The organism is Mucilaginibacter sp. (assembly GCF_028288205.1).
In the GTDB taxonomy this organism is placed as follows: Bacteria; Bacteroidota; Bacteroidia; order Sphingobacteriales; family Sphingobacteriaceae; genus Mucilaginibacter.
Map to the genome: position 1 here is coordinate 26,383 of NZ_JAQBOD010000036.1, position 26,223 is coordinate 52,605.

Sequence of the window (26,223 nt, forward strand, 5' to 3'; positions counted from 1 at the left end):
AATCTTAACCATCATATATGGCGTATAAGATTCTTCGCTATCGCTCAGAATGACAATTTCCTTTTTAGTCTTTAAACAGGCTATCCACAAAGGCCTTTCTGTCAAACAATTGCAAATGATCAACACCTTCGCCAACGCCTATATATTTTACCGGTATTTTAAACTGGTCTGATATGCCTATCACCACGCCACCTTTTGCCGTACCGTCTAATTTTGTTAAAGCCAGGGCATTAACAGCGGTGGCTTCTGTAAATTGTTTGCATTGCTCAATAGCGTTTTGCCCTGTTGATGCATCCAGCACCAGCAATATTTCGTGCGGCGCGCCGGGTACAACTTTTTGCATTACATTTTTAATTTTGGTAAGCTCATTCATCAAACCAACCTTATTATGTAAACGGCCGGCTGTATCAATAATTGCTACATCATCGCCATTGGCAACTGCCGAACGCAAAGTATCAAAAGCAACCGATGCAGGGTCAGATCCCATAGCCTGCGCTACAACTTTTACGCCAACACGTTCGCCCCAAAGTTTTATCTGGTCAACCGCTGCTGCCCTGAAAGTATCGGCCGCGCCTAATACTACCTTGTTACCTGCCTGTTTTAATTTATGTGCCAGCTTGCCAATAGTGGTAGTTTTACCAACCCCATTAACGCCAACCACCATAATTACATAAGGCTTATGGGTGCCATATTCAAAGCTTGAAAAATCATTGCTGTTATTTTCGGCAAGTAGCTGCTGTATCTCATCGCGCAGCAAACCGTTTAAATCGGCAGTGCTTACGTATTTATCGCGCGCCACGCGGGCCTGTATACGGTCGATAATTTTAAGGGTGGTTTGCACACCAACGTCTGATGTTACCAGCACCTCTTCCAGTTCATCCAGCACATCATCATCAACTGTTGATTTACCGGCTATTACTTTGGTAATTTTTGAAAAAAAGTTATCCTTGGTTTTTTCTAACCCGGCATCAAGCACCTCCTGCTCTTGTGGTGTGCTTTCCTTTTTCTTAAAAAAATCAAATAATCCCATTGTCTTAGAATGTGCAGATATGCAAATATGCAGATGTGCAAATTAATAAATATCAGTTAAACGTTATTTTATTCAAACATCTGCATATCCCCGCATCTGCACATATACAAAAAAAGCCCTCTCGTATCAACAAGATGGCTTCAATATTATATAAAATTATTCCCGATTATAATTTTCCGGCAATCGCATCCTTAACAAAATCGTTAGCTACGATTTGTGTTTTGAATGAATAAGCACCTGTTTTTGGCGACTTAGTCATGGTGATTACTTTTGAAAAATCTTTGCCTTTACCGGCAACTTTCAGGGTTGCAACTACTTTCTTTGCCATTTCTTTTAATTATTGAATGAGTGAATTAGTGAATGAGTGATTGGCTCAATCCAATTAATTACTTAATTTCTTTATGAACAGTTACTTTTCTTAAAACCGGGTTAAATTTTTTCATTTCCAGTCTTTCTGTTGTATTCTTTTTGTTCTTGGTGGTAATGTAACGAGACATACCCGGCATACCGGTTGCCTTGTGCTCTGTGCACTCTAATATTACCTGAACTCTATTACCTTTCTTAGCCATCTTCTTATTTTTTATGGGCAATTATTAAACAGGAAACAGTGACTACTCACTATTCTCTACTCACTAATCAACTATTATATATATCCTTTTTTTACAAACTTGTTGATACAAGCTGTTATACCGTTTTTGCTGATAGTTTTAACAGCTGATGTAGATACCTTTAAGGTTATCCATTTATCTTCTTCAGGGATATAAAACTTTTTAAGCTTAAGGTTTGGATGAAACCTGCGTTTAGTTTTACGGTTTGAGTTAGAAACGTTGTTACCAACTATTGACGCCTTTCCTGTTAGATCACAAATTCTTGACATGACAATTGTTTTTTAATTCGCCCTTTTATTAAAAGAGTTTGCAAATATCAGGATTTTAAGTCAAATAGACAACAGTGTATTTAAATATTTTCAAATTCTTTTTTATTGGGATGATTTATGTTGAAAATTGTAATTTTAGAGCGTCGTTTAACTCATGAACAAACCTATTTTATACTAAAAACAATGAAGATCACCTCATTTGACCATTATAAAGAAGTGTACAAACAAAGCGTTGACCAACCCGAAGAGTTTTGGGCAGGCATTGCCGATAGTTTTTTATGGAAAAAAAAGTGGAATAAAGTATTAGAATGGAACTTTAAAGAACCAAAAATTAAATGGTTTGAGGGAGCGACACTTAACATTACCGAAAACTGTTTAGACAGGCACCTGGATACCCTAAGCAATAAACCCGCCATTATATGGGAACCAAATGATCCAAAAGAAGATCACCGTATATTAACGTATAAACAATTGCATGATAAGGTTTGCCAGTTTGCCAATGTATTAAAAAACAATGGCGCAAAAAAAGGAGATCGTATATGTATATATATGCCCATGGTGCCCGAGCTGGCTATAGCACTTTTGGCTTGCGCGCGTATTGGCGCTATCCATTCTGTTGTTTTTGGCGGATTTTCGGCACAGTCCATATCAGACAGAATACAGGATGCCACCTGTAATATAGTTATTACTGCCGATGGCGGTTTTAGAGGAAACAAGGATATACCGCTAAAATCTGTTATTGATGACGCGCTGGTTACCTGCCCGTCTGTAAAAAAAGTTATAGTACTTACCCGTACCCGCACGCCGGTTTCTATGATAAAAGGTCGGGATGTTTGGTGGGAAGATGAAATTAAAAAGGTAGAAACACAAGGCACAATGGATTGCCCTGCCGAAGAAATGGATGCCGAAGATATGTTATTCGTCCTTTACACTTCCGGCTCTACCGGGAAACCAAAGGGTGTGGTACATACCTGCGGCGGCTATATGGTGTATACGGGTTTCACTTTTGATACTACGTTTCAATATCAACCCAACGAGGTTTATTTTTGCACGGCAGATATTGGCTGGATAACCGGCCACTCTTATATAGTATACGGACCGTTATCACAAGGCGCAACTTCATTAATGTTTGAAGGCATACCAACCTACCCGGATGCAGGGCGTTTATGGGATATTGTAGATAAATATAAAGTAAACATATTATATACCGCACCTACGGCCATACGCTCGTTAATGAGTTTTGGCAATGAACCGTTAAAAGGCAAGGACCTGAGCTCCCTAACAAAACTGGGATCTGTAGGTGAGCCTATTAATGAGGAAGCCTGGCATTGGTTCGATGAAAAAATTGGTCATGGCAAATGCCCTATTGTTGATACCTGGTGGCAAACCGAGAATGGCGGACACATGATATCCCCGATTGCCGGTATTACCCCACTAAAACCCGGTTATGCAGGTTTGCCTTTGCCGGGCATACAGCCTGTTTTAGTTGATGAGAAAGGCGACGTAATTGAAGGCAACGGCGTAAGCGGCAATTTATGTATTAAATTTCCATGGCCGGGCATGCTGCGCACTACCTATGGCGATCATGAGCGCTGCCGTACCACCTACTTTGCTACTTACCCGGATATGTATTTTACCGGCGACGGCTGCTTACGCGATGAAGATGGCTATTACCGCATAACCGGTCGGGTTGATGATGTATTAAACGTATCGGGCCACCGTATTGGCACCGCCGAGGTGGAGAACGCAATTAATATGCATAGCAGCGTGGTAGAGTCTGCCGTTGTTGGTTATCCGCATGATATTAAGGGACAAGGCGTATATGCCTTTGTAGTATGCCCCAACAAGCATGACGATGACGAACTTACCCGCAAGGATATAATTATGACTGTTGCCCGGATTATAGGCCCCATTGCCAAGCCGGATAAAATTCAGTTTGTAAGCGGTTTGCCTAAAACACGATCAGGCAAAATAATGCGCCGCATTTTAAGAAAGATAGCAGAAGGTGATACCAGTAACCTTGGCGATACCTCTACCCTGCTTGACCCGGCTGTTGTTGAGGAGATTAAGGCGGGAGCTTTGTAGATTTACAGATATATAATTTATATATTATCTTTATCACTATAATGGAAAACAAAGATGTACGCTGGAAACAACGCTTTCAAAATTTTGAGAAAGCCTTTTTGTTTTTTCAAACTACCGTAGATAGAGAAACTTATACACCGATTGAAGTGGGTGGTTTAGTACAGGCTTTTGAATTTACTTTTGAATTAGGCTGGAAAACAATAAAAGATTTTTTATACGAACAGGGCTTAAGTACAAATTATCCGCGTGAGGCAATAAAAGAAGGTTTTCAAACCCAGGTAATTAAAGACGGACATACCTGGTTGCACATGCTTGAAAAACGTAACGAACTATCGCATACCTATAATGAAGTTGTGGCAGAACAAGCAATCGACATTATCAAGCATCAATATTATCCAGCTATAGATCAAGTATATCATTTCTTAAAAAATAAAATAAATGACTAACAAGTTGGGGTTTAAGCAAGACGACCTGTCAATTATTGTTCAAATCATTTCAACATTTCCCGGTATAAAAAAAGCTGTCATTTTTGGCTCACGGGCTAAAGGAAATTATAAAGCTGGCAGTGATATTGATATAGCTGTATGTGCAATAAATAATGATTCCATTTTGCAGTTATCCGGCGTTTTAAATGATGAAACTTTATTGCCGTATAAGTTTGATCTGCTTAATTATGACACCATTAACAACAAAGAATTAAAAGAGCATATTGATAGGGCTGGGATAGAAATATATAAACAGTAATTTCGCATTGATGAAACCCAACATATTAGTAGTAAACGACGATGGTATTACCGCGCCTGGCATAAAAGCCCTGATGCATGTAATGAAAGAGATTGGCCGCGTGGTAGTTGTAGCGCCGGATAGTCCGCAGTCGGGCATGGGGCATGCCATCACGATAGGCAAACCATTACGTTTGGATAGGGTTGATATTTATGAAGGTATAGAAATGTACAGCTGCTCTGGCACCCCCGTTGATTGTGTGAAGCTGGCTGTTACCAAAATATTTAAAGGTAAAAAGCCGGATCTGTGTGTATCAGGTATTAATCATGGCTTAAACAATGGTATAAACGTGTTATACTCGGGCACCATGTCGGCAGCGGTAGAGGGGGCTATAGAAAGTATACCATCTATAGGGTTTTCATTGGATGATTATACCCTGCAGGCTGATTTTAGCCATTGCCTTAAATACGTTAAAGAAATAGCGTTACAGGTTTTAACCAATGGCTTACCTACGGCTACGTTGCTTAATGTAAACTTTCCTAAAGGCGCACATATAAAAGGTATAAAAATTTGCCGCCAGGCCAACGCTAAATGGGCCGAAGAGTTTGATGAAAGGATTGACCCTTACAAACGGCCGTATTATTGGTTAAGCGGTGTGTTTCAATTAAATGACCATGGCGAGGATACCGACTCATGGGCGCTTGATAATAGTTATGTATCGGTAGTACCCATACAGTTTGATATGACGGCGCACCATGCTATACCTGTTTTAAATAGCTGGAGTTTTACTATTTAAACATGTTTAACGATTAAAACGAACTTGTAAAGAAATATGGATGACCGCCTATAGCCGTGTTTTATGCAGATAGGTCAGGTAGGGTCAGGTAGGGTCACGCGTTCTTCAACGGTTTAGCACATTTGTGCTTTTTTATAACTATTGCTATGTGGTTAGTATTTATTCCTTTATTGCCAGCAAGGTTAAATCTATCCCTTTTGCGATGGAAAGCTCCCCGCATAATAGCGGGAAGTCAGGATTATTTAACACCCATAGCTCGCTTTTTTTATTGGCGCTTATAGCGTGCAAAACGGGTGCTATCTTATTGTTTATTTTATAAACGGTAGTATCATTGGTATCAACGGTAAATTTAATTCCGTTAAGCTCAAACGGTTCATTTTTTATCATACTGGTATAAGTTGTTTTTGAAACAGTTACAAAAGTTTCATCGTCTTTCAGCTTAGTAACATTATCAGCATTGGGTGTGCGTACGGCTAATTTTGTACCACTATCCTGTGCTTTTGCCGATATCGAAAAAATGCCGGTGCCCAAACCATCAACGTTCCATTGCACATTGGTTGGGTCGCCTATTGACTTTATAGTTAAAGTGATAGGAACGTGCTGGCCCAGGTTACGTAAATAAGCTGTATAGCTCATAACCGTTCCCGGTTTAATTATGGGTATATATTTTTGAGCAAATACTGCAGTTGTTAGTAATATAAAGAGCGGTGCTAACATTATTTTTTTCATCCTTAAATGTATAAAAAATTACGCCCGTAAAAATAAATAATCAAAATAGGGCGCACACTCGTATTTTTGGCATTATCCTGATGATAATTAAACCCGTAAAATGAAATATTACCTGGTGGCAGGCGAGGCTTCCGGCGATCTGCATGGGGCCAACTTAATGAAAGAGCTTACAAAACTTGACCCACAAGCCGAGTTCCGCTTTTTTGGTGGCGACCTGATGCAAGCCGAAGGCGGAACGTTAGTTAAGCATTATGCAGATATGGCCTTTATGGGGTTTTTTGAGGTAGCTGCAAACCTGCGTACTATATTAAAGAATCTGGCTTTTTGTAAATTGGATATAGCCAACTACCATCCTGATGTTTTAATCCTTATTGATTTTCCGGGTTTTAATTTAAAGATAGCCGCATTTGCCAAAGAAAACAATCTGCCGGTTAACTACTATATATCTCCTAAAGTTTGGGCATGGAACCAGAAACGGGTATTAAAGATAAAAAGGATTGTCGATCATCTTTTCTGCATATTACCGTTCGAGGTTGATTTTTATAAAGAGTGGGGCATGGAAGTAGATTATGTTGGCAATCCATTATTAGATGCCATCGCCGATTTTAAGCCCGATGCCGGTTTTTTAAACAAAAATAAATTAACCGCCAAAAAGATCATCGCCTTATTACCCGGCAGCCGTAAACAGGAAATTAATTATTTACTGCCTGATATGATCGCCGTTGCAAATCAATACCCCGATTATCAATTCGTAATTGCAGGCGCGCCATCATTTAACAGTGAATATTATCAGCAATATTTAAATGGTAAACCTATACCTGTTTTGTTTGATGCTACTTATGATATTTTAAGCAACGCGCATGCTGCTGTAGTAGCCTCCGGGACTGCTACTTTAGAAACCGCTTTATTTAATGTGCCGCAAGTGGTAGTATATAAAGGCAACCCAATATCAATAACTATTGCCCGTATGCTTGTTAAAATAAAACACATATCATTGGTTAATTTAATAATGAATAGCGGCATAGTAAAAGAGCTAATTCAGCAGAATTGCACCCCTGCAACCATAGGTGCAGAGTTAGATCTTATTCTCAATAATAAAACCTACCACGAAAATATGCTGGCCAATTATGACAAACTGGACGAGAAAATGGGGACACCGGGCGCGTCTGCAAAAACAGCCCGGTTAATTGTAAAATACGCTACAAAAAAATAAAGCCCCCGAAGTTCGGAAGCTTTATCGTTTTCATAGGAGATAGTAGATTTTATAGGTAGATGTGTGTATCGATCAGGCAGCTTTTTGTTGGGCCGGCTGGTTGCTGCTGGTAATAAACTGACCTTTTTCTCTGAAAGCTTGCAAGTCTGCCATTAACATTTCTTTTAATTCGTTGTCAAAGCGTTTTAATAATTTACTTGTTGCTGGTTTTTGTTGAGTTTTCATAGGTTGATGTCTTTGTAGGTTAAACAGATGTTTTACTAAGCAACTGATAATTGCTCATTTTTAATTGCTCTTAAAAAATTTCTGGCCCCTCTTATCATTTTAAGATCATTCATTATTATTTCTCTTAATTCCTTATCAAAGCGGGCTACTAATTTGCTGATTGCCGGTTTTTGGTTGATTTTCATAATGTATGTTTTAATGTTTTTATTGTTCTGATTTAGTTTCGTTATCATCTGTTTCTGTAAGGTTGTCGTGTCTGCGTTTAGCCTCTTTATATTGACGTAGTAATTGTTCCTTGTCGCGCTCGTCAGTAGACTTGTCAGGTTCGATAGGATTTTCCCATTCCTTTTCTTTAGTCTCTTCCTGTTTTTTCTTTTCAACGACCATCACTTAATAACTAATAGTTGATAGGTACTGTTCCAATTAAATGCCAAGATTTAAAATGGGAAGAAAAAAACTCATCAATAACTCAAAATTTATTTTAGGATAACGCGTATAATGCTATAAACAAGCATTTTACTCAATTTAAATAAAAGCAATCCGAATTTTAAAATTGTATACAAAAACAGAACACTGTTTTTTGTTGAAGTACTCAGGAGTGTACAGTTGTAGTTTTATTCTGTATTTTTTTGCGGTTAAGCAGATGCATTATTAAGGCAATAACCGATACAACGATACCCATTATACATACGCCGTTCCATTGATAAAGATACCAAAGGTGCGTAGCCACAAAAGTGCCCAATGACCCGCCAATAAAATACGTAACCATATATACGGTATTAATACGATTACGGGCTCCCGGATTTGTAGCAAATATTATAGCCTGATTTGATATATGCGTTGCCTGCACACCCATGTCTAACAAGATCACACCTATTATTAACCCCACCATACTATGACCGGAAAATGCAAAAACAATAAAAGAAATAATAACCAACGCTACAGTAAAGCTGGACAAATGGTAAGGATCCATTTTATCGCTTAATCTTCCCATGGCACCTACAGCCAGAGCACCAAAAGCACCAACCAGGCCAAATAAACCTGCAATATCACTGCCCAGATTAAAATTTTGTTTCAACAAGAAGGTAAGTGTGCTCCAAAAAGCGCTAAAACAAGCAAAGCACAGGGCACCACGTAGCGCAGCTAACCTAAGCTTAGGATCATCCCTTATTAAATGCACCATAGATAGCATTAGGTTTTTATAAGTACCTTCATACTCGGGCTCAACCTCGGGCAACAGGTAATACACCAATGCCCACATAACCATCATCAGGCCTGCGGCTATATAAAACATATTACGCCATCCAAAATGCGCCCCAACAAAACCACTTAGTGTTCGTGATAACAATATTCCTATTAATAAACCGCTCATTACAAAACCTATTATTTTACCACGCTCATGCGGTTTGGCTAAATGAGCAGCCATGGGTATTAATAATTGCGGAATCATACATGAAGCCCCAACAAAAAAACTAGCTACTAATAATATGTTAATATTTGTGGCATAACCGGTAAGCAATAGTGATAATACAATAAATGCGAAATCTATTATCATTAATCTTTTCCGCTTAAACATATCAGCAAGCGGTATAATAAAGAACATTCCAACTGCATAACCAACCTGGGTGAGCGTGGATACCTGCCCGGCTTTTGCACTATTTACATTAAATGTGCGGCTAATATCAACCAATAAAGGTTGATTATAATATAAATTAGCTACAACCAACCCGGTAGTAATAGTCATTACCCATAATGTAAATGTTGTGAGTTGGGGATTTTTATTTTTTGCTGATGCTTTGTCCATAAATAGAAGGAAATTGTTTACAAAAATGTAAAAGCATTTCTAAATTGATGTTTATTAAGCGCAATTTTCTACTATTTCTTTGATTAGTTGCAATTACCAGATATAATAATTGCAAATACAGATGCTATTTTAAAATTAGTCGAAATAATTGTTACAATAATTATTTCACCATTATTTTTATACTTTTCAAACAAAAATTACCGAAAATCATGTTTAAAAACTAAAAAAGCATATACTTAATAAGAATTTTGAATAATTTTTAATAAGAACTGTTGAAAATTCAGGTTTAAACTACCAGAAATAAATATTTTTCTTGAAAAAATCACAACAAAACACAAAAAATATCAAAATCTCTATTAAATTAACACTATGTTAACATTTAACCAAATATTTTGCCATTATAATAGCCATACATATCTGTTTTACAAAAAAATTATAAAAATATTTGCATATTAAAAATATTAGTGTTACCTTTACACCATGCAAACGAGATAACAACATCTTAATAGCATATTGAAAAAGTCTTCTCATAATTTAGGTTTATAATTGGTTTAGTAAAGGCCCCTGCCCATCAGGGGCCTTACTTGTTTCTATATATTCTAAAATGGCACATAAAGCAAACTATTTTTTCCCAAACATAAATTTTCAAGTTATTATCTTTTTGTTACTTTTGCCATCCAAACTATGGGGGGTTAGCTCAGCTGGCTAGAGCGCTTGCATGGCATGCAAGAGGTCATCGGTTCGACTCCGATATTCTCCACACATTGATAATCAGGCTTTTAGATTAAATTCTAAAAGCCTGATTTTTTTATAGGTACAACATAGGTACAACACTTTCCTTTGGTTTTATCGTGTTTTATTAATCACAACCTGCCTGAAAAACAAAAACAGTTAGTTTTTTTGGTCAAAATGGTTATCGCCGATGCCCGTTGTCGAATAAATTATTGAACACACCATCCCATATTTACCGCTTAAGCAACCAACAGCGCAAGCCGGGTAATAGTCAAGGCCGGGCAAGCCAATAAAAAAACAAACACAACTGCCCGTTTATATAGCCTTTACTTTTTACACGGCGGTGGGCTAAATTTGCGGATGTGGTGAATATGGAATAATATTTAATGAACGATTGGGCGAGTACGTTGGCGCCTGCTGTTGTTCAAAACACCGTATTTGGGCGCTTTGCTAAAGAATTTTCATTATTGCTCTCCGTCTTTTCTTAAGGCTTAATTATATCTTAGTAAACTAATTTGTATAATAAAAAATGTATTAAATGGTTGAATTTGAAAGTAAGCGTACAATAGAAGAAGTGCTTGATTTAGAAACAGGCGAGATTATTTTATCAAAAGAATTTTTTAAACAATCAGAAGATAAAGTAATTTATTTCAGACGGGTACAACAGGAAGCAATAAGTGGAATTAGAGCAGCAAAATTCGTTTGTATTTACTGCCATCAGATTGTGAAAATTTCCGGAAAACCAACCCAAAGAGGAATAGTTTCTTTCTTTGCCCATTTACATGATAGTGAAGAATGTGAAATTAAAACTAACGGAAATTATTCAAAAGAAGAGATTGAGGCAATTAAATACGCAGGTATTAAGGAAAGTCAAAGGCATATTGATCTTAAAGAAAAAATATATAAGGCATTAACTGACCAAAAAAGCAAAGAATTAGAAATAAATAATGTTGAAGTTGAAAAACGGTTCATTAGCAACAATCCATTATTAAATTGGAGAAGACCTGATCTTTACGCAGAATATAAAAATAAAAAAGTTGTTTTTGAACTTCAATTATCAACAACGTTTTTAAGCGTTATCGTAGCCAGGGACATATTCTATAAATTAAATAACACTTTTATTATATGGATTTTTAACTTTTCTTCTAATGAAGAATATGTTAATCTTGGTAACCTAATGTGTAAGGATATATATTATGCCAATAAAAGAAACGCATTTGTTTATGATGAAAAAGCCATAATCCTATCGGAGCAACAAAGGGAATTGATTTTGCTTTGTATTTGGTTTGAGCCAATTATTGAAAATGGCAAATTAGTACATGGGCGGGGAAGTATTCATAAAGAATATGTTAAATTCTCGGAATTAAATTTTGATGATAAGGAACTCAAACCTTATTATGTCGATGCTGATAAAATGTTTTTATCCTATTACCCGGAACAATTAGTCGAACGGACAAAAAATGAACTTGAAAGTGAAAAGTGGTTAAAAAAGGTTGAAGAAAATAATCAAAAAAAATTTGAACAAAAGAGGATTGAAAAAGAATCAAAGGAAAAGGAGCAAGAAAGAAAAATTAACGAAATAATTGCTGGCATAAGAAATGGAGTATACGAACTAAATCCCTTACAAAAAAATGGGAAGTGGGGTTATGAATCACAGGGGGAATTAATAATCAAACCCATATATAGTTTTGCTGATAAATATGGGGAAAGTAGATTTGCAAAAGTAAAAAGGGGTAGGAAATTCGGATTATTAAACAAACTTGGTAAAGAAATTTTACCCTGTATTTACGATGAAATATTTGAATATTGTAAAGGCACGGAATTTATAAAGGTGAAAAAAGATAAAAAATTTGGCTATACAACCCCCCTTGGGGTTGAAATAATACCTTGTTTATATGACGAAATTTTTGAAATCAATAATGATCGATATGTAGTCAAAATAGCGAAAGAATGGTCAATCATTGACGATAAGAATAGTAAAATTGAAATGCTATCGTTTGATAACATATCAATTTTTCAGGAGGGTTTAGATTTATTAAAAATTACTCGAAAGGAAACGGTAAAAACATTAATTGGACAAAATTATGGTGGTTATAATATTTATAGTTCAAATCATACTTATTACGAGGGGCTAATGGATTTTAACGGAAACGTTCTGATCCCTGCTAACTATAATTATATATCTCTTTTTGAGCAAGGAAAAGCTACAGGCATTATCGATCAAAGAAAGGGTATAATAGAATTTAACGATAATAAGTTAAAATGTTTCATTTATGCTATCGAAGATTTTAACGACCATGGAATAGCAAGAGCAAAAAAGAATGGACTATTTGGATTTGTTAATAAGGATAAAACAGAGGTCATACCTTTTATATATGATATGATTAATCCTTTTGAAGGGGGAACTGCAAAAGCAAAAAGGAATGATGTTTTTGGTTGTATAGATTTAAATGGAAACGAAATTATTGATTGGGTTGGGGCATATAGTGATGACGGTGTAGCCATCGCAAGAAAATTTGGCCTTTTTGGTTTCATTGATTTACAAGGAAATGAAGTATTTCCATTTGTGTATGATTCGTTAGAATCATTTATAGATGGCAGAGCTAAAGCAAAAAAAAATGATCTATGGGGATATATTGACTTGAATGGCCACGAAGTTATTCCTATAATCTTCGATCAAATCGAATCTTTTATTAATGGTATAGCTAAAGCAAAAAAAAATGATCTCTGGGGATATATTGACGTGAATGGCTACGAAGTTATTCCTGTAATATTCGATCTAATCGAATCTTTTAATGATGGTATAGCAAGAGCCAAAAAGAATGGTCAATGGGGGTATATAGATTTAGAGGGCAATGAAATTATGCCTTGCGTTTTTGATCTAATTGAACCATTTCGGGATAATAAAGCCATTGCAAAGAAAAACGGACTATATGGATACATTGATTTACGTGGGAATGTTATAATCCCTTTCAACTACGATGCCATTGAGACTTTTGAAAATGGTAGAGCTAAGGCCAAAAGAATTAATTATTGGGGCTATATTGATGATCGCGGTAATGAGGTTATTGGCTTCGTTTTCGATTGGATAGAAAAATTTAATTTGGGCAAAGCCAAAGCTAAAAAGGAAGGACTGTGGGGATACATTGATGTTAAAGGTGCAACTATCATTGATTTTTTATACCACGAGATAGAAGACAGGAACAATGAATATTACAAAGTTAACCGTTTACACAAGTGGGGTTATATCGACTATTCAGGAAAAGTGGTAGTAAAAATTATATATGATAAGTTATATGACTTTGATGAAGGACCAACCGACATAAGACAAAAAGATAAAACCGTACAAGTTTATGGGTTGGCCAAATATACCTTTTCCACCAAGCGTGGTTATGTTAGCAAAACTGGGCAAGAATATTGGCAATACTGGAAGGATTGAATCTAATATAGATTCTTGTTTAGATTATAGCCAGGCTAAAACTTAATAATAGTTTCCGTTTTAAAGATATGATAGAACTAATCAGGGCATTAAATGAGGATCGTCCACTTTGTAGTAACCACATTACAGACAATCCTATAAAAGCATTTATAAAAAAAACAGGCAGTATAGGGGAATGTAGTTATTGCGGCAAGAAAAAAAACGTAACGTCTTTTATTAAAGTAGCAAGTTTCATTAAAAAAGGCATATTACGATTTTATGGGGATGCAAATAATGAAGGGTGCAGTTGGGATAAAGAAGAACAAAAATCCTTGGTAGCTACTTATGATACGGAAGAACTTTTAAAGGATAAAATTAATCTTAGAGTAGATAATGATTTGCTAATGTGCGATTTGATAGATTATTTAGGTGATGGAACCTGGTGTAAGTTAGATCCCTATGGTGACGACGAAGACGAAGAGCTATCTTACAATTGGGACGAATTTAAAAGGGTAGTTAAGCATGTTTCACGTTACGTTTTTTTTGGTTCTAAACAGTTTAAATCCGGGATGAATGGGGCTTATGTAGACAACATATTGTATGAAATAGGAAAACGCGTTAATAAGCTCAAATTATTCAGTACGCTGGAACCGGGAACAGACTTTTATAGATGCCGTCGACATTCCTTCAAAAAAAAACCGGTTAAGGCTGAAGATTTTACTTCTCCATCTAATGATGAAGCCAAATTTCCTAACCGCATGAGTCCTGCTGGGATATCTATGTTTTATGCAGCTTTTAATCCTGAAACAGCCTACGAAGAAACACTCGATCCAAATTCTAAATTCCCTATCGAGATAATGAGCACCGGTGTATTTAAAAACAATAAAGAATTAACCTTAATAAACCTGGCAAGGTTACCGCCACTACCCAGCATATTTGATCAAAAAAAGTCAAGTGATTATTATAGTATGGTCTTTTTGGAGAAATTTGTTAATGATCTAAGTGCAACGGTGGCTAAAGATGGTAGTGAACATATTGAATATATACCAACTCAAATAATTACGGAATATTTTCGGTACACACATGGCGACCTTACAGGTAAGATTATTGACGGAATTATTTATCCAAGTTCAAGAAACCCAGGAAATGAAGCGTGTGTATTATTTTTCGATCAAAGCCAGTGCCTCGAAAAAATGGATTTTTTAGCAAACAGAGTTCATAGAAAACCTATACCTCGTTTGACAATTATCTAAATATAGATCCATATATTAATTTCGGATTTATTCTTTTCGTTAGTCTTCCCTAAAAATGAAGCCTTCATAACTTCATCATCAAAAGTATCAACGTTACGAAAAAAATCATATTTTTATCGTATGGATAAAAAGAAATATGACGCTTTCAAAGATGAAGTGGCTAAGAAAACCATATCAGGATTAAATTTAACATTTCAGATAATCCATTTATAAATTAAAATTTCATAATAAGCTCAAACCCTATTTGGAATAAATGCACATTTAGGATATTCATAATTTATTTTTCGAAGTTATTTGTTTTATCTATTTGGTGACCAAGTTCTTCAACCCAAGAATCTAAATAATATGTTATGCCGCCTTTATATACCCAGTTACCATTTCGTTTCACTATATCAAAATTTGCGATGTCAGCATCGAACGCGAACCTATAAATGTCCTCTTTGTCATATTGGAAAAAATTGATAGTGCCAGTTATTCTATCTCCGGATTCTCCAGTTAAAAAAAAACCAATAATAGGAATCATAATGTTTTATTTTCTGTAATAACAAATTTATGAATTAAATACTGAAAGCTAAATAAATTAAGAGCACAACTTTTCCGCACCGCCTATTATCAGTTTAACAGCTTGAAATATTCGACTCAAAATCAAAAAACTTAATATTATAGCATTTAATGATCCTTTACACACATCCCCCATTTTTAACGCTTAGGCACCAAAAGCGCAAGGCGGATGAAAGGTCAAGGCCGAAGCACCGCTAAAAAACAAACAAATACCGCTTCGTTTATATAGCCTTGAACTTTAAGTCCGCCGGTCGCTAACTTTGCCGGACGCGGTGAAATGAGGATGTTTTTATTTGTGGGCGGGGCAAGGGCAAGTGTGTTGCGAAGCTTCACTCTTGCCGTGCATCAGGCAAAGCGGGTGAAGGAATGATCCCGGACTGCCGGGATTCATGGATGAACCTGCTTTGCCTGAATGGGTGGCTTTTTTCAATTAGGCTGGTTTTTTAATGCTTTCAAACTATCCGCTTCTCTTTCAAGTTGTTTAATGCGTAATTCAGTTACCTGTCCTTTTTGATACCTCTTTATGCTGTCCGTCCTATAGCTGTTAATATCGGCTACCTTAAAACTATCAAGTTCATTAACCATATCCAGTTTGCCTGTTTTATCCTGTTTAATATAATTCCAGTACCACGAATTACGGTATCGGGTGTTCTCGCTGTTCATATACCAATAAGGGAAACCAAACCAGCAGATAATGCAAGCCATTAAGGCCAGGGCTGTTAAAATCATAAAACGTTTGCCCATAATCTTTAAAAAGCTTTTACCGCCGTCCTCCGGCAATACCAGTATACGGTTTTTGGTGAACAGCTCATTAAGCTGCCTTTGTACTACATTTTTTATAGTGGTAAAACCATCAGCCACAATATTGTGTACTGGTAATAATTCCGGCGCGGGTGCTGTTACCTGTATGTTCTCTATCTTGCTTTTAAAGCCATCTACTTTTTTATTTAGTTCATCAACTTTTGCAGGTAATACTTTAACCACTTCTTTTACTGCTTGTAATTCTTTGGTGAAATCTTCCATCACCGAATTAAAATTTGTTTCGTTTATCATAATCTAAATCCTCCCGATTGTTTAATTTCCTGTTTATCCTCTTGTTGTTTTTTCAATTGTTCTTCTCTTTGCGATCTTAAAATCGTTTCCCTAAGTTGTTGAGCCAGGCTTGGCTTTTGTTGTTCCTCTTGTTGCATCTGTCTGTTTTGTGCTAATTGCTTTGCAATTTTCAATAAAGGATAACCAACCTGACTGCCTTTAAACCTGACTGCTTGTGCATCTGTAAAAGCGATACCCCTGCCCAATTCGACTTCATAGCCTTTTGCAGTAATCTTATTCTGAAATTCTTTCATGGTTGTGGATTGCTTTAAGAATTTAGCAATAGCCTCTTTTAATGCTTCTTTACGGATATCCTGACGTGGCAATATCCTTTCTTCTTTAGACAGAAACCTACGTGGGCTAAGCACTTGTTGCAATTGGTGCTTCCTTTCCATGCTTCGGCAAAAGTTTGCCATCCGTTTGTAGTTGTTGCTGTCGGAAACCGTTTTTGCATCATATCCAACCCTATTAGCCACAATATGCAAATGTTGGTGCTGCCGGTCGGCATGCTCTATAACCACATACTGGTTATTTTCAAACCCAAAGTCTTTAGCCATTTGCTTACCAATATCAATTTTATCCTGGTTGCTTAACTGATCTGAATGGGCAAAGCTTAAAGAGGCATGTAATACTGGTTTAGATAGCTTCGGGTTTAAATACCGTACTTCATTGAACTGCTGTATCAGTTCTTTTTTATTACCGAAGCATTGATTATAGCAAATAACCTGCGCCTGCTTTTTCTCCTGTTCTATTTCCTGCAACGCTTTACTCTGTTGTAATCTGCCTTCATGCAGGTAGTTTAAACATCCCCGGAAACTTTTTCCTGTGCTTATCTTACCGATCATTGTAAATAGTCTTTAATATCCGTAACTAACTGTTGCAGGCTTGTGCTTTGCTGGTTTAGCCTTGCACGTTCAAGTACGCTTAATTCATCAAAGCTATTTCGCTTTTTAGCGATTTGGTTAAGATTGGCGGCTATGTGGTTTAGTGTTCCCGTTAACTGTAATACGTCTCGATGCAAAGTTTTAACCCTGAATTTTACCGCTCCTTTCAAGCCCATTTCCCGCAAGTATTCCGATACGCTTAAACCAACCTGTTTCGCTTTGTTTTCAATCTGCATACCTTCAAAAAAGGAACACTTAACGGAAAGCGTTCGCAATCGCTTTACTTCTTTTGGCGGCCTGCCGCCTTTGTTTATTTTTGGCTTTTCAAGCATCTTTAAATCCTTTCCTGTCTTAAAAAACTCCCCATGAATGCGATAGCATGAATGGGGCCAGCAAGTTTTGGTAACACCAAAACATAGCTCATACTTTAGCAGGGTAATTCAGGAGATAGGTGAATGAGTAACTAACACAAACCTGCAGCACCATCATGTGTATGCGTAGCAAGATCTTACCATCCCGATCAGAGGATTACAAGAGCAGAGGCAAGAGTACCAAACATTAACCTGCAGCACCTAAAAGGATGTATGCATAGCGAGATATCACCTTGTTTTTGTAATGCAAACAGGAGGCCTGGCCCGAGAGTACCTAACATAGCTTTGCAGCAAGACCTTTTGCATGTCTAGCCAGATATTACCTCTCAGGTCTCCTGTTTCGTTTATTTGTAGTGATTAGTAAACAATAAGATATTGATATAGAGAGGGAACGGCAAAAGAGCATCCACATAGCTTGCAACATCGTAGTAATGATGTATGCCTGAGCAAGAACTTACCATTGCCGGATTCTTATCCATGAGTCTCAATAGTATTTTAAGCCGGGGATAGTTCCCTGAGCCTGTGTAGAATATGAGTATAGACTGTGGGATATATCTCTCTGTTTCGATTCTGTAATAATTCGATTATGAGCAAAAAAGTAACATTGAAGCAGTGCCTGGGTATAGACGTATCCATGAAGAAGATCGATTGCTGCCTGTCCTTCTACACAGAAGACCTGAAGATCAAAGTGGTGGCAACCAGCGGGTTTGAAAACAGCACTGACGGGTTTGTAAAGCTCCGGGAGTGGTTAAACAGGAAGCAGGATAATGCCCTTGTTTTGCATGTCAATATGGAGGCGACGGGTACCTACCACGAAGAAGCCGCCTATTTTCTTGCCGGTGTAGGTTACCGGTTGAGCGTTATCCAGCCCACGAAGGGCAAACAGTATGCCAAGAGCCTGGATGAGAAGAATAAGACGGACAAGATCGATGCAGGTATGCTGGCCCGTATGGGCCTGGAACGGGAACTTATGCCCTGGAGCCGGCCCAATGAGCAGCTGCGCCTGTTAAAAAGAATGAGCAGGGAACGCATCGGTTTGATCCGGGACAGAAACGCCTTAACCAACCAGTTACATGCCTTGAACCATTCTTTCGATGCTTTTCGCGATAGCGTGGAGCGCCTGAAAGAACGGATTGCTTTAGCAACCAAACAGCTTAGTGAGATCGAAGCGCAAATGCGTGACCTTACAGAAAGTGACCCTGAACTCTCCAAGCGAACCAAACACGTGATCACCATTCCGGGGGTCAACTTTGTTACTGCAATTACCGTGATTGCTGAAACCGATGGTTTTGCCAATGTCGGTAACAGGCGGCAGCTCGTCAGTTATGTAGGTTTGGATGTGGTCATGAAAGAATCAGGTACGCTAACCTGGCGGCCACATATATCCAAGCGGGGTAATGCTTACATCAGGGCAGGGTTATATATGGCTGCTGTCAGTTCCATCATTCACAACAAAACCCTAAAGACCTATTTTAACCGGCTTAAAGATAATGGCAAACCGGGAAAGACGGGTATCGTTGCCCTGGAACGAAAACTGCTCGTCCTGATCTACACGCTTTATAAAAACGGTCAGGATTATAGCCCGGATCATACGTAGCACAAGGTAAGATCAGGCAGCTTTTTTAAAAAAGAATAGCCCGTAAAAACGGGCTATAGTAGATGGTCTTTGCCCTAATGGTAGGTCATAACCTCTGATACTGTAAAGATAAGCATTATTCTGTTTTTATAATACAGCTTGGTTCAGCGCGTGATCTGCTGGCCCTGTGATCTTTTCTTTCTTTTTTTCTTTTGCTCGGAATCGCTCTCCGGGACGATATTGGTACCTGCGGTATACAACGGTTCCAGCATTACTTCCAGAAAACCCGCCGCTGTCTTGCCTGCTGCGGCCAGCATACCGGTAGTAGTTGTGAACAAACCTTCCGCAATACCCTGGGCAAGTTCGTTCGCCACCGATCTGCTCTGGTAGTTCCGCGAAGCGCCCTCGGTCAATACGCCCAACTGTTCTCGCTGCGCCAGGTTGCCATTATGATGGATATTAGCGTAAGCCATGGTGTCTTTAAGCTGCCTGTCAAACGAAAACAGGCTGTCGAACAGCGTTTCGCCGCTCTGCTTGAACGCCACCCGGTCAAACTGGCCCATCTTTTTAGAGTGCTCCGCATTCTTGCCCCGTGAGGTGTTCATCGGGCTAAGCTTGATCTTATTACTGGCATCCTTACGGCTGACAATGACCTGTATATGCATTTGCTCACCCTCTTTGCGCTCGCCCCGTTGCTTCAGGCCTTGTTTGACCTCCGGGTCTTTGTGGCTGTAGTAACGGTAGTTTTCCAGCTTGGCGAACCATACCAAGTCTTCGTGGCTGTTGACACCATCCCGGTTGAAGTTCCGGGCGTAGGCATCCATCACCCTGACCGCAAACCCTTTCATTTGTTCTTTAGCACCATCCCCGCCATATTGCTCTTTTAGAAACGCGATCTCTTTCTGGCTTGGGCTGATATTGACCAGGAAGAATTTGGCATCGTCCTTACCCAATTTGGCAATATTGCTGTCGATCCTCGCTTTGACCTCGTAAGGTTTGATCCTGATCTGCTGGCCATTAAACCAGTATTCAGGCTCCTGTTTGTGATCGAGCCTGTTTTCTTTTTCCAGGTAATGGACCAGGCCGCCGCTGCTGCCTTTATTGGCAGCTTCCTTGTTATCGGTAATATTGATAAACATACAAGCTTCCTACTACTGATTTATTACTTACAATAAACTGATCTGCGCTTTGGTCACGGCGATCAACTCTTCTTTTTCCCTGCCAGGTGTCATCATTCCAAAAGCATCCCTCGACTTAATATAGCTGTCCAGAATGAACATAAACTGCGACTTGAGCGCTTCCTTGCTTTTAAGCCCTTTCTGCATCGTATCCATGATCATCCCGATGGCGTTTAGCTTCCCGTCCTGGGTATTTTGATTATTCAGCAGGTCGGTATTAGCCTTGAGTATTTGGGTATTAAAGCGTTCGATGATCTTGCCTTGCGATACAGACACCCTGTCCATTTCTGTTTTGATCGGGATGAGCAGCATGTTCTCCTGGCTTTTAATGAAACCAATGTACTGCTGGTGGTTCTTCATCAGCGCATTCTTTAACAACTCATCATTCAGGTCCAGCGGGTCTTTCTTGCTTTTATAAAAGTAATCGACCATTTGGATAAAGACCTGGCGCTTTGTGCGGCCCAATTTAAGGGCGATCTTTTCGAACTTTTGATCTACCGTAATAGGGTATCTAACTGATCTCACATTAATATCTTCCATCGTAAATCCTTTCTTTGACCGGCTTAGCTGTTTATACAGTTAAACCTTTATGCCGATATATAGGATACCCCGAAGTATCCTGTTTTCTTTTCTCTCATAGGCAAAAACGCCCTAAAGTATCCCCGGAGGATACGTAAAACCCCCGTAGCGAAGCGTAGGGCAAGCAAAGTAGGGCTCTGCCCAACTTCCGCTTGCTCCTTATGCTTTCGCATAAGGACGAGACATTATCCCGGTACAAAGTACCCGGATACAAAACCTCGCGGCACAAACTCCCCAGGTACAAAATCTCGCGGTATAAAATAAAACACGCGTTTCGTAAAGGCTGCAATCAAAAAAATTACTTAAAAATTTGCTTTTCATAATAGTATCTGGCTCCCACATCCGGGCTAACGCCCGTCGTGGTATCCCGATACTTCGTATCGGGGATTTATGCCTTTGCTATTGTTGCCTTGTTTCCAGTCCAGGCTAACGCCTGTTGTTTCTGATACTTCGTATCGGGATTATCTGTATTTGGTAACCGGGTCTTTAAGGGGCAGAGATGGGCGATTTAAACTCGGGGCGTGATTGCCTCCTTCAATCCATTCGATTAGTTTTCTTCGTGAAAACAAAAGTTTTCCTTCAATCTTACAAAAGGGAATTTTTTTGCGTTTGACTAATCCATAAATGGAAGTGACCTCGTATTTGATGAGGTTGGCCGCTTCTTTGGTATCCAATAAAGTATCATCTTCATTGGACATCTTAGGACTTACCTGCACTGCGTTTTTAACGGATAACTCAATCAGCTCCTGGAGCTCTTGAGTAGAAAGTGTGGTTACAAATGTTGCGTTCATCATAAAAAAATTGATGAAACAAAACAATACGAAAATAACCCAACGTTACTGAACGTAGTTTAACGAAGTCATACCGTAATCCGGTAGTTTGGTATTTTGGATAAGATTTGTAAAGTATTTTTAGCGTAGAAACTGTTCTCCAGTTCTTTAATAGCAGCAATGGCTGCGGGCTGTTTTTTTGTAAAATTACCCGGCATATAATTTAGTTCTATCGCATCATAAACCGAAAAGGTAGCTTTTAGACATTTGCTATATTCCTCCAATGACAAGCGGGTATAGGTGTAGTTAAGTTTGTAAGTGGCGTGCATCAGCAAGTATAGGATGGGCTGATAATCAAGCGGCAATTCATAAAAGCGGTGGGGGCTGTCGGGTAGTTTACTGTGTTCTCCCGATATATCGGTAAACATGCTCCCTAACAATTCTACTACATCACTTTCCGCTTTAAACTCCGGCGTTAAACTTAAAGACTTACATTGGGGTACATCCAACAACACCAGCCATATTGTAATAATATCTTCGATAGGGTATTTCAATGGTATTTTGGAAAGTGCAGATTTTGTGTCTGTAGTAAGTGCTTGTACCGATGTATTCTCCGGCAAGGTTTTGGGGATTTGTACAGGTTCGGCTTTAGTGGTTAAAAGACTTAGGTTTTTGTATTCCTTAAAAGCCCTTACCAAACAAGCTTGAATATATCCTAAATTATGAAGCAACTTCGGAATGGCAAAGCCCTCAAAATATAAATCCCGCTGGCAATACTCCATAAACTGTTCCAACATTTCCTTTTGATGGGATAGCCCCAAGGATGGAAAAGCGGGGCCGATCTCCGTATTAAAACCGTCAAGACCTAACAAATAGCCTTTGTAAAATAGCTGCATGAGTTCTTTGGTGTATTCTTCCGTGATGGGTCGGGTAGTCTCTAATAGTATTTCGTTGTGTTCTGCTACCTTGTTTTTAAATACCTTAGCCAAGTTGGGTTCGCTCACATAAAAAACTTGCTGCTCATCCGTTTCAATTCTTTCAAAAGGGAAGCTTCTTTGATATTCAAATGTAGAGGCAGCCGGTTCAAATAGACCGCTTAATGAGGACAGGAAAGGGAATTTACCGTGCTTGTTAGTGTTTACACCAGTTAAAGGACTGTAATCGGGTAGTTGAATAAAATACATGATCCGTCAATGATTTGGTCAAACTGTATTACCTATAAGAAAGTATGAAGCAATTAGTTTGTAATAATGCTAAAAGTGTTTAAACTCAAGTAAAACAATGATTATTTAATGTTGCCGTTAAAAATGTCCGTATAAGTAGTTTCCATACTGGCTATTTCTTCTTCTGTCAATTTAGCAAAGTCTTTGCGCCGCCTGTTAGGAAACACCCCTTTGTTTTGATGTAAGAACATAATCATCAAATTAATATCCTTATCCGGCATATCAACTATGTTCTGCAACTCCCGTTTCAATTCATCGTAGTGCTGTATAAACTCTAATTCTTCCGGCATATCCTGGTTGATGGTTTCCTGTATGGTTTGCGCTAAAAAAACACATTGCGCCGTTAGATCAGGATAACGAAAATAAGCTTCGACTTCTTCGGGATTAGTGACCTCTAATGTTCCATCCGCTTTTTTATTATAACTAATGTGCTGAATTAGTGGCTTGGAATATTGTTCCAAAGCGCCGTCATATTCCTGCATGTTGTTGAGCATGTGAGCGGATACAGGAATAATTAAACCATCCGGCACCACGCCATCCCTAACCAACATGTCGTGTATCAGGAAACGGTGTAATCTTCCGTTTCCATCCTCAAATGGATGGATAAAAACAAACCCAAAAGCAATCAATGCGGCTCTTATGATAGGGTATGTACCCTCGGTTTTATCTGCGGCTACCTTTAGCCCATCCATTAATGAAGCCAAATATTGTGGTGGCGGACAGATAAAATGGATTAGCTCATTGCCATAAGGTAGCGACTGGCCAATATAATTTTGAAAATCCCGAAAGCCTGGAGAAGCAAAGCGGGGGTCAACAATCAAATTTTGCAACGTGGTCAAACTTGCTTCACTAAGCATTTGTTCGCTTGGCTCCCTGCCTGCTTGCATTAATAGCGCGATAAATCGGTTCATCCGTTCTGCCGATGGTTTTTCCTTTTCTATTTCATAGGAGGAGCGGGTTTCTTTACTATACAAGTAATTGGTAGCTCTCCTAAAAACATCCGCCGAATAATTGGCCTTTAGGTTTTCGATCTGCGATCTAATATCTGTGCTTAGTAGTTGATTTAAAACAGTCGTTCTTCTGATTACCGGGCAAAATAAAAAAGTCCCTAATAAATTATTATTGATTCGCCACCGGTTGTCCTTTATGATCCGGCCTGTTATATATTCGCTTTCCTCCAGCAGGTCAGCGTAGTTACCTGAAATCAGGTAAGGCAGGTCTAATACTATACCACTAAGAAATTCATATAAAAAACCGATTTTACGTGCGTACTTGCCTGATGGGGACACCGAAATAAAATCTATAATTTCTTGTGGACAAAGCAGATTGAAAACTGCTTTTAGAAATGGAAGGTCTAAGTCATCGTATTTTAATGAAAAAACAAGGTGTGCTAAAGGCGTATCTTCATCAGGTATATATTTTCTGCCGTAAATTTGGCTGACCTCACCTTGAGCGTTTAGTTCCACTTTCTCATTGTTCCCTATATAAGAGTTATGTGTTAAGCGGTATTTTTTGAGATTAAAATGCTCCCGTAGCCATAAATTTCCAACAGTTCTTAATGCCATGTGTTATTAGTTACGGTAAAATTGATTTCTATACTGTAATTTAATTATAATTATATAAATGTACGGTAAAACAATTCTTTGATGTAATGTTTTAGCAAAAATCAGTAAATACTACTGTAATTCAGAATCGACTACGGTAAAATAATTTAATAACTACCTTAACTACTGTAAAATGGTTACAGTTGCCGAAAAACGGCAGGCACTGCCTGCCATTTTAAATTAAATTATAGAATTGATAAGATCATCCATTACCGGGTCTCCTATATCATCTAAATAAATGTCGGTGGTTTTAGTGTCCTCGTGGCCCAATGATTGGCCGATCATTTCTTTGGATATGCCGTTTACACGTAAAGCGGTTGCATAGGAGTGCCTGGCTACGTATGTCGTTACATTTTTTTCAATGCCAACAGATTTGGCTAACTCTTTAATATCTTTATTTACCCTTTTTAGTATTTTCTTTTTCCGGTCACGAATGGAGAGTGCAGTCATGTGCCTTTTGTATAAGATCGGAAAAATATAACCAGCATCGCTGTTGCCCTCCAGGTTTCGGTAATAAGTCAACATCTCCAGTGCAATAGGATGTAATTTAAACTGAAATTCCTCTTTGGTTTTAGCCCTTAAATAATTTAACTCGCCGTCTTTAACATTGCCCCATTTTAAACTGGCCAAATCCGTAAAGTTTAGCCCCCTGCAATAAAAGCTAAATAAAAAGTAGTTGCGCGAATTTAGTAAGGCATCGTCCTTAGCATCAATTTTCACTTCTGCGATCTTATCTATTTGGGCTTTCGTAATAGCGCGTTTTTTTGTGCGTGGATTGTTATACTTTGAAAATGCAAAATCTTTAAAAGGGTAATGTTTTTCCGGGCAAATTTTATCACTGATTGCTGTTCTCCACACTGTACGAAAAGTACGGAAATAAACGCTGCGTGTGGTTACCGCACAATTCCGCCCTAACAGGTATGCCTCAAACTTCTTTAAAAAATCGAGTTGCATATTTACAAAAGCATAATCCTTACCTTCAGTAAACCTCTTTAGACAATTTAAGGTCGATTGGTAAGTTTCAGCATAACCTAACCTTTCTTCAACTTTTAGCCTTTTGATCTCTGCCTCGAAAAAGCTAAAAAGAGATTTGGCTTTAATATCCTTATCTGTATTTGTTAGTTTTAGAACAAATTGTTTAACATCGTCAAAACTAACTACTGTTTCCTCCTCACCTGCATTCAGCAGGTAGAGATCAATTTTAGAAGTGATGTTTTTCAACAATAGATTAATGGTCTTGAAATCAGGATGGGATTTCTTAGTGCATCCTGATATATGATCCCAATGTTCGGGACTGCTTGATTTTTTGGTCGTCACGAATTGGCTTTGCCTATTGATCGTGATCCTTAACATAATTGGATATTCTCCATTGGTCAGCACTTTATTTGTGCGTAAAATAACCTTAGTTGAAATTGACATAATGCAAGTGGCCGTTAGTTAGTGCAAGGGGTTTTAATATTGGGTACAACATAGGTACAACAAGTTGTGTCTAATTTTGAT

General features: G+C 38.2%; 27 protein-coding genes and 1 tRNA gene. 9 read left to right on the plus strand and 19 right to left on the minus strand.

Annotated elements, in window-relative coordinates:
- Positions 1-64: 64 nt before the first annotated feature.
- The 4 genes from ftsY to rpmB all read right to left on the minus strand — a co-directional run bounded on the left by ftsY (position 65) and on the right by rpmB (position 1,907).
- On the minus strand, positions 65-1,030 hold the full coding sequence (gene ftsY, locus JWR23_RS07595; protein WP_299514996.1) for a signal recognition particle-docking protein FtsY: 966 nt from the start codon (positions 1,028-1,030) through the stop codon (positions 65-67).
- A 166-nt stretch (positions 1,031-1,196) separates the two neighbouring features.
- Positions 1,197-1,358, minus strand: a complete 162-nt coding sequence (locus tag JWR23_RS07600) for a DUF4295 domain-containing protein (RefSeq protein ID WP_299514998.1) — start codon at positions 1,356-1,358, stop codon at positions 1,197-1,199.
- 58 nt (positions 1,359-1,416) lie between these two features.
- Positions 1,417-1,599: a 50S ribosomal protein L33 gene (gene rpmG, locus JWR23_RS07605; protein ID WP_175269406.1), complete on the minus strand. Its 183-nt coding sequence runs from the start codon at positions 1,597-1,599 to the stop codon at positions 1,417-1,419.
- Positions 1,600-1,673: 74 nt separating this feature from the next.
- The gene (rpmB, locus tag JWR23_RS07610) at positions 1,674-1,907 is read right to left on the minus strand and encodes a 50S ribosomal protein L28 (protein WP_144247620.1); all 234 of its coding nucleotides are present in this window, start codon (positions 1,905-1,907) and stop codon (positions 1,674-1,676) included.
- Positions 1,908-2,090: 183 nt separating this feature from the next.
- Between rpmB and acs the strand changes: the two genes are divergently transcribed.
- The 4 genes from acs to surE are packed head-to-tail and all read left to right on the plus strand — an operon-like array spanning position 2,091 to position 5,511.
- Positions 2,091-3,992: an acetate--CoA ligase gene (gene acs / locus JWR23_RS07615; RefSeq protein ID WP_299515121.1), complete on the plus strand. Its 1,902-nt coding sequence runs from the start codon at positions 2,091-2,093 to the stop codon at positions 3,990-3,992.
- A 41-nt stretch (positions 3,993-4,033) separates the two neighbouring features.
- Positions 4,034-4,438: a nucleotidyltransferase substrate binding protein gene (locus JWR23_RS07620; protein WP_299515000.1), complete on the plus strand. Its 405-nt coding sequence runs from the start codon at positions 4,034-4,036 to the stop codon at positions 4,436-4,438.
- Entirely contained in the window at positions 4,431-4,736 is a 306-nt protein-coding gene (locus JWR23_RS07625) for a nucleotidyltransferase family protein (RefSeq protein WP_299515002.1), read from the plus strand. The genes JWR23_RS07620 and JWR23_RS07625 overlap by 8 nt, the downstream gene beginning before the upstream one ends.
- A gap of 10 nt (positions 4,737-4,746) precedes the next feature.
- Complete coding sequence (surE, locus tag JWR23_RS07630) at positions 4,747-5,511, plus strand: 5'/3'-nucleotidase SurE (protein WP_299515004.1); 765 nt, start codon at positions 4,747-4,749, stop codon at positions 5,509-5,511.
- Positions 5,512-5,670: 159 nt separating this feature from the next.
- On the opposite strand, the gene JWR23_RS07635 is transcribed toward surE, so the two are convergent.
- Entirely contained in the window at positions 5,671-6,240 is a 570-nt protein-coding gene (locus JWR23_RS07635) for a hypothetical protein (protein ID WP_299515006.1), read from the minus strand.
- 100 nt (positions 6,241-6,340) lie between these two features.
- Here JWR23_RS07635 and lpxB point away from each other — a divergent pair, with 100 nt between their 5' ends.
- The gene (gene lpxB, locus JWR23_RS07640) at positions 6,341-7,453 is read left to right on the plus strand and encodes a lipid-A-disaccharide synthase (RefSeq protein ID WP_299515009.1); all 1,113 of its coding nucleotides are present in this window, start codon (positions 6,341-6,343) and stop codon (positions 7,451-7,453) included.
- Positions 7,454-7,525: 72 nt separating this feature from the next.
- Here lpxB and JWR23_RS07645 read toward each other — a convergent pair whose 3' ends face one another.
- From JWR23_RS07645 to JWR23_RS07660, 4 genes are all read right to left on the minus strand, one after another.
- A complete protein-coding gene (locus tag JWR23_RS07645) occupies positions 7,526-7,678 on the minus strand; it encodes a hypothetical protein (RefSeq protein ID WP_299515011.1) in 153 nt (50 codons plus the stop codon).
- Between the two features lie 35 nt (positions 7,679-7,713).
- On the minus strand, positions 7,714-7,863 hold the full coding sequence (locus JWR23_RS07650; RefSeq protein ID WP_299515013.1) for a hypothetical protein: 150 nt from the start codon (positions 7,861-7,863) through the stop codon (positions 7,714-7,716).
- A 19-nt stretch (positions 7,864-7,882) separates the two neighbouring features.
- The gene (locus JWR23_RS07655; RefSeq protein WP_299515015.1) at positions 7,883-8,065 is read right to left on the minus strand and encodes a hypothetical protein; all 183 of its coding nucleotides are present in this window, start codon (positions 8,063-8,065) and stop codon (positions 7,883-7,885) included.
- 205 nt (positions 8,066-8,270) lie between these two features.
- Positions 8,271-9,482, minus strand: coding sequence for an MFS transporter (locus JWR23_RS07660; RefSeq protein WP_299515017.1), 1,212 nt, complete (start codon positions 9,480-9,482; stop codon positions 8,271-8,273).
- Positions 9,483-10,168: 686 nt separating this feature from the next.
- On the opposite strand from JWR23_RS07660, the gene JWR23_RS07665 reads away from it, so the two are divergent.
- The 3 genes from JWR23_RS07665 to JWR23_RS07675 all read left to right on the plus strand — a co-directional run bounded on the left by JWR23_RS07665 (position 10,169) and on the right by JWR23_RS07675 (position 14,885).
- Positions 10,169-10,242, plus strand: a tRNA-Ala gene (locus JWR23_RS07665).
- A gap of 510 nt (positions 10,243-10,752) precedes the next feature.
- Positions 10,753-13,653: a DUF6035 family protein gene (locus tag JWR23_RS07670; RefSeq protein WP_299515019.1), complete on the plus strand. Its 2,901-nt coding sequence runs from the start codon at positions 10,753-10,755 to the stop codon at positions 13,651-13,653.
- A 68-nt stretch (positions 13,654-13,721) separates the two neighbouring features.
- The gene (locus JWR23_RS07675; RefSeq protein ID WP_299515022.1) at positions 13,722-14,885 is read left to right on the plus strand and encodes a HEPN-associated N-terminal domain-containing protein; all 1,164 of its coding nucleotides are present in this window, start codon (positions 13,722-13,724) and stop codon (positions 14,883-14,885) included.
- An 850-nt stretch (positions 14,886-15,735) separates the two neighbouring features.
- On the opposite strand, the gene JWR23_RS07680 is transcribed toward JWR23_RS07675, so the two are convergent.
- The 4 genes from JWR23_RS07680 to JWR23_RS07695 are packed head-to-tail and all read right to left on the minus strand — an operon-like array spanning position 15,736 to position 17,754.
- Complete coding sequence (locus JWR23_RS07680) at positions 15,736-15,876, minus strand: hypothetical protein (protein ID WP_299515024.1); 141 nt, start codon at positions 15,874-15,876, stop codon at positions 15,736-15,738.
- Positions 15,873-16,499: a hypothetical protein gene (locus JWR23_RS07685; protein ID WP_299515026.1), complete on the minus strand. Its 627-nt coding sequence runs from the start codon at positions 16,497-16,499 to the stop codon at positions 15,873-15,875. Before JWR23_RS07685 ends, JWR23_RS07680 begins: the two co-directional genes overlap by 4 nt.
- Positions 16,496-17,383, minus strand: coding sequence for a relaxase/mobilization nuclease domain-containing protein (locus JWR23_RS07690; protein WP_299515028.1), 888 nt, complete (start codon positions 17,381-17,383; stop codon positions 16,496-16,498). The genes JWR23_RS07685 and JWR23_RS07690 overlap by 4 nt, the downstream gene beginning before the upstream one ends.
- Entirely contained in the window at positions 17,380-17,754 is a 375-nt protein-coding gene (locus tag JWR23_RS07695) for a hypothetical protein (RefSeq protein ID WP_299515031.1), read from the minus strand. The genes JWR23_RS07690 and JWR23_RS07695 overlap by 4 nt, the downstream gene beginning before the upstream one ends.
- Before the next feature lie 625 nt (positions 17,755-18,379).
- Between JWR23_RS07695 and JWR23_RS07700 the strand changes: the two genes are divergently transcribed.
- Positions 18,380-19,390, plus strand: a complete 1,011-nt coding sequence (locus JWR23_RS07700; RefSeq protein WP_299515034.1) for an IS110 family transposase — start codon at positions 18,380-18,382, stop codon at positions 19,388-19,390.
- Between the two features lie 143 nt (positions 19,391-19,533).
- Here JWR23_RS07700 and JWR23_RS07705 read toward each other — a convergent pair whose 3' ends face one another.
- The 6 genes from JWR23_RS07705 to JWR23_RS07730 all read right to left on the minus strand — a co-directional run bounded on the left by JWR23_RS07705 (position 19,534) and on the right by JWR23_RS07730 (position 26,142).
- Positions 19,534-20,508 carry a DUF5712 family protein gene (locus tag JWR23_RS07705; RefSeq protein ID WP_299515037.1) on the minus strand — a complete coding sequence of 325 codons (975 nt, stop codon included), beginning with the start codon at positions 20,506-20,508 and terminating at the stop codon, positions 19,534-19,536.
- 27 nt (positions 20,509-20,535) lie between these two features.
- Complete coding sequence (locus tag JWR23_RS07710) at positions 20,536-21,072, minus strand: BfmA/BtgA family mobilization protein (RefSeq protein ID WP_299515040.1); 537 nt, start codon at positions 21,070-21,072, stop codon at positions 20,536-20,538.
- A 515-nt stretch (positions 21,073-21,587) separates the two neighbouring features.
- The gene (locus JWR23_RS07715) at positions 21,588-21,920 is read right to left on the minus strand and encodes a helix-turn-helix domain-containing protein (protein ID WP_299515042.1); all 333 of its coding nucleotides are present in this window, start codon (positions 21,918-21,920) and stop codon (positions 21,588-21,590) included.
- Between the two features lie 65 nt (positions 21,921-21,985).
- The gene (locus JWR23_RS07720; RefSeq protein ID WP_299515045.1) at positions 21,986-23,080 is read right to left on the minus strand and encodes a hypothetical protein; all 1,095 of its coding nucleotides are present in this window, start codon (positions 23,078-23,080) and stop codon (positions 21,986-21,988) included.
- A gap of 101 nt (positions 23,081-23,181) precedes the next feature.
- Entirely contained in the window at positions 23,182-24,684 is a 1,503-nt protein-coding gene (locus tag JWR23_RS07725; RefSeq protein ID WP_299515048.1) for a Fic family protein, read from the minus strand.
- Between the two features lie 219 nt (positions 24,685-24,903).
- Positions 24,904-26,142, minus strand: coding sequence for a site-specific integrase (locus JWR23_RS07730; RefSeq protein WP_299515051.1), 1,239 nt, complete (start codon positions 26,140-26,142; stop codon positions 24,904-24,906).
- Positions 26,143-26,223 lie beyond the last annotated feature (81 nt).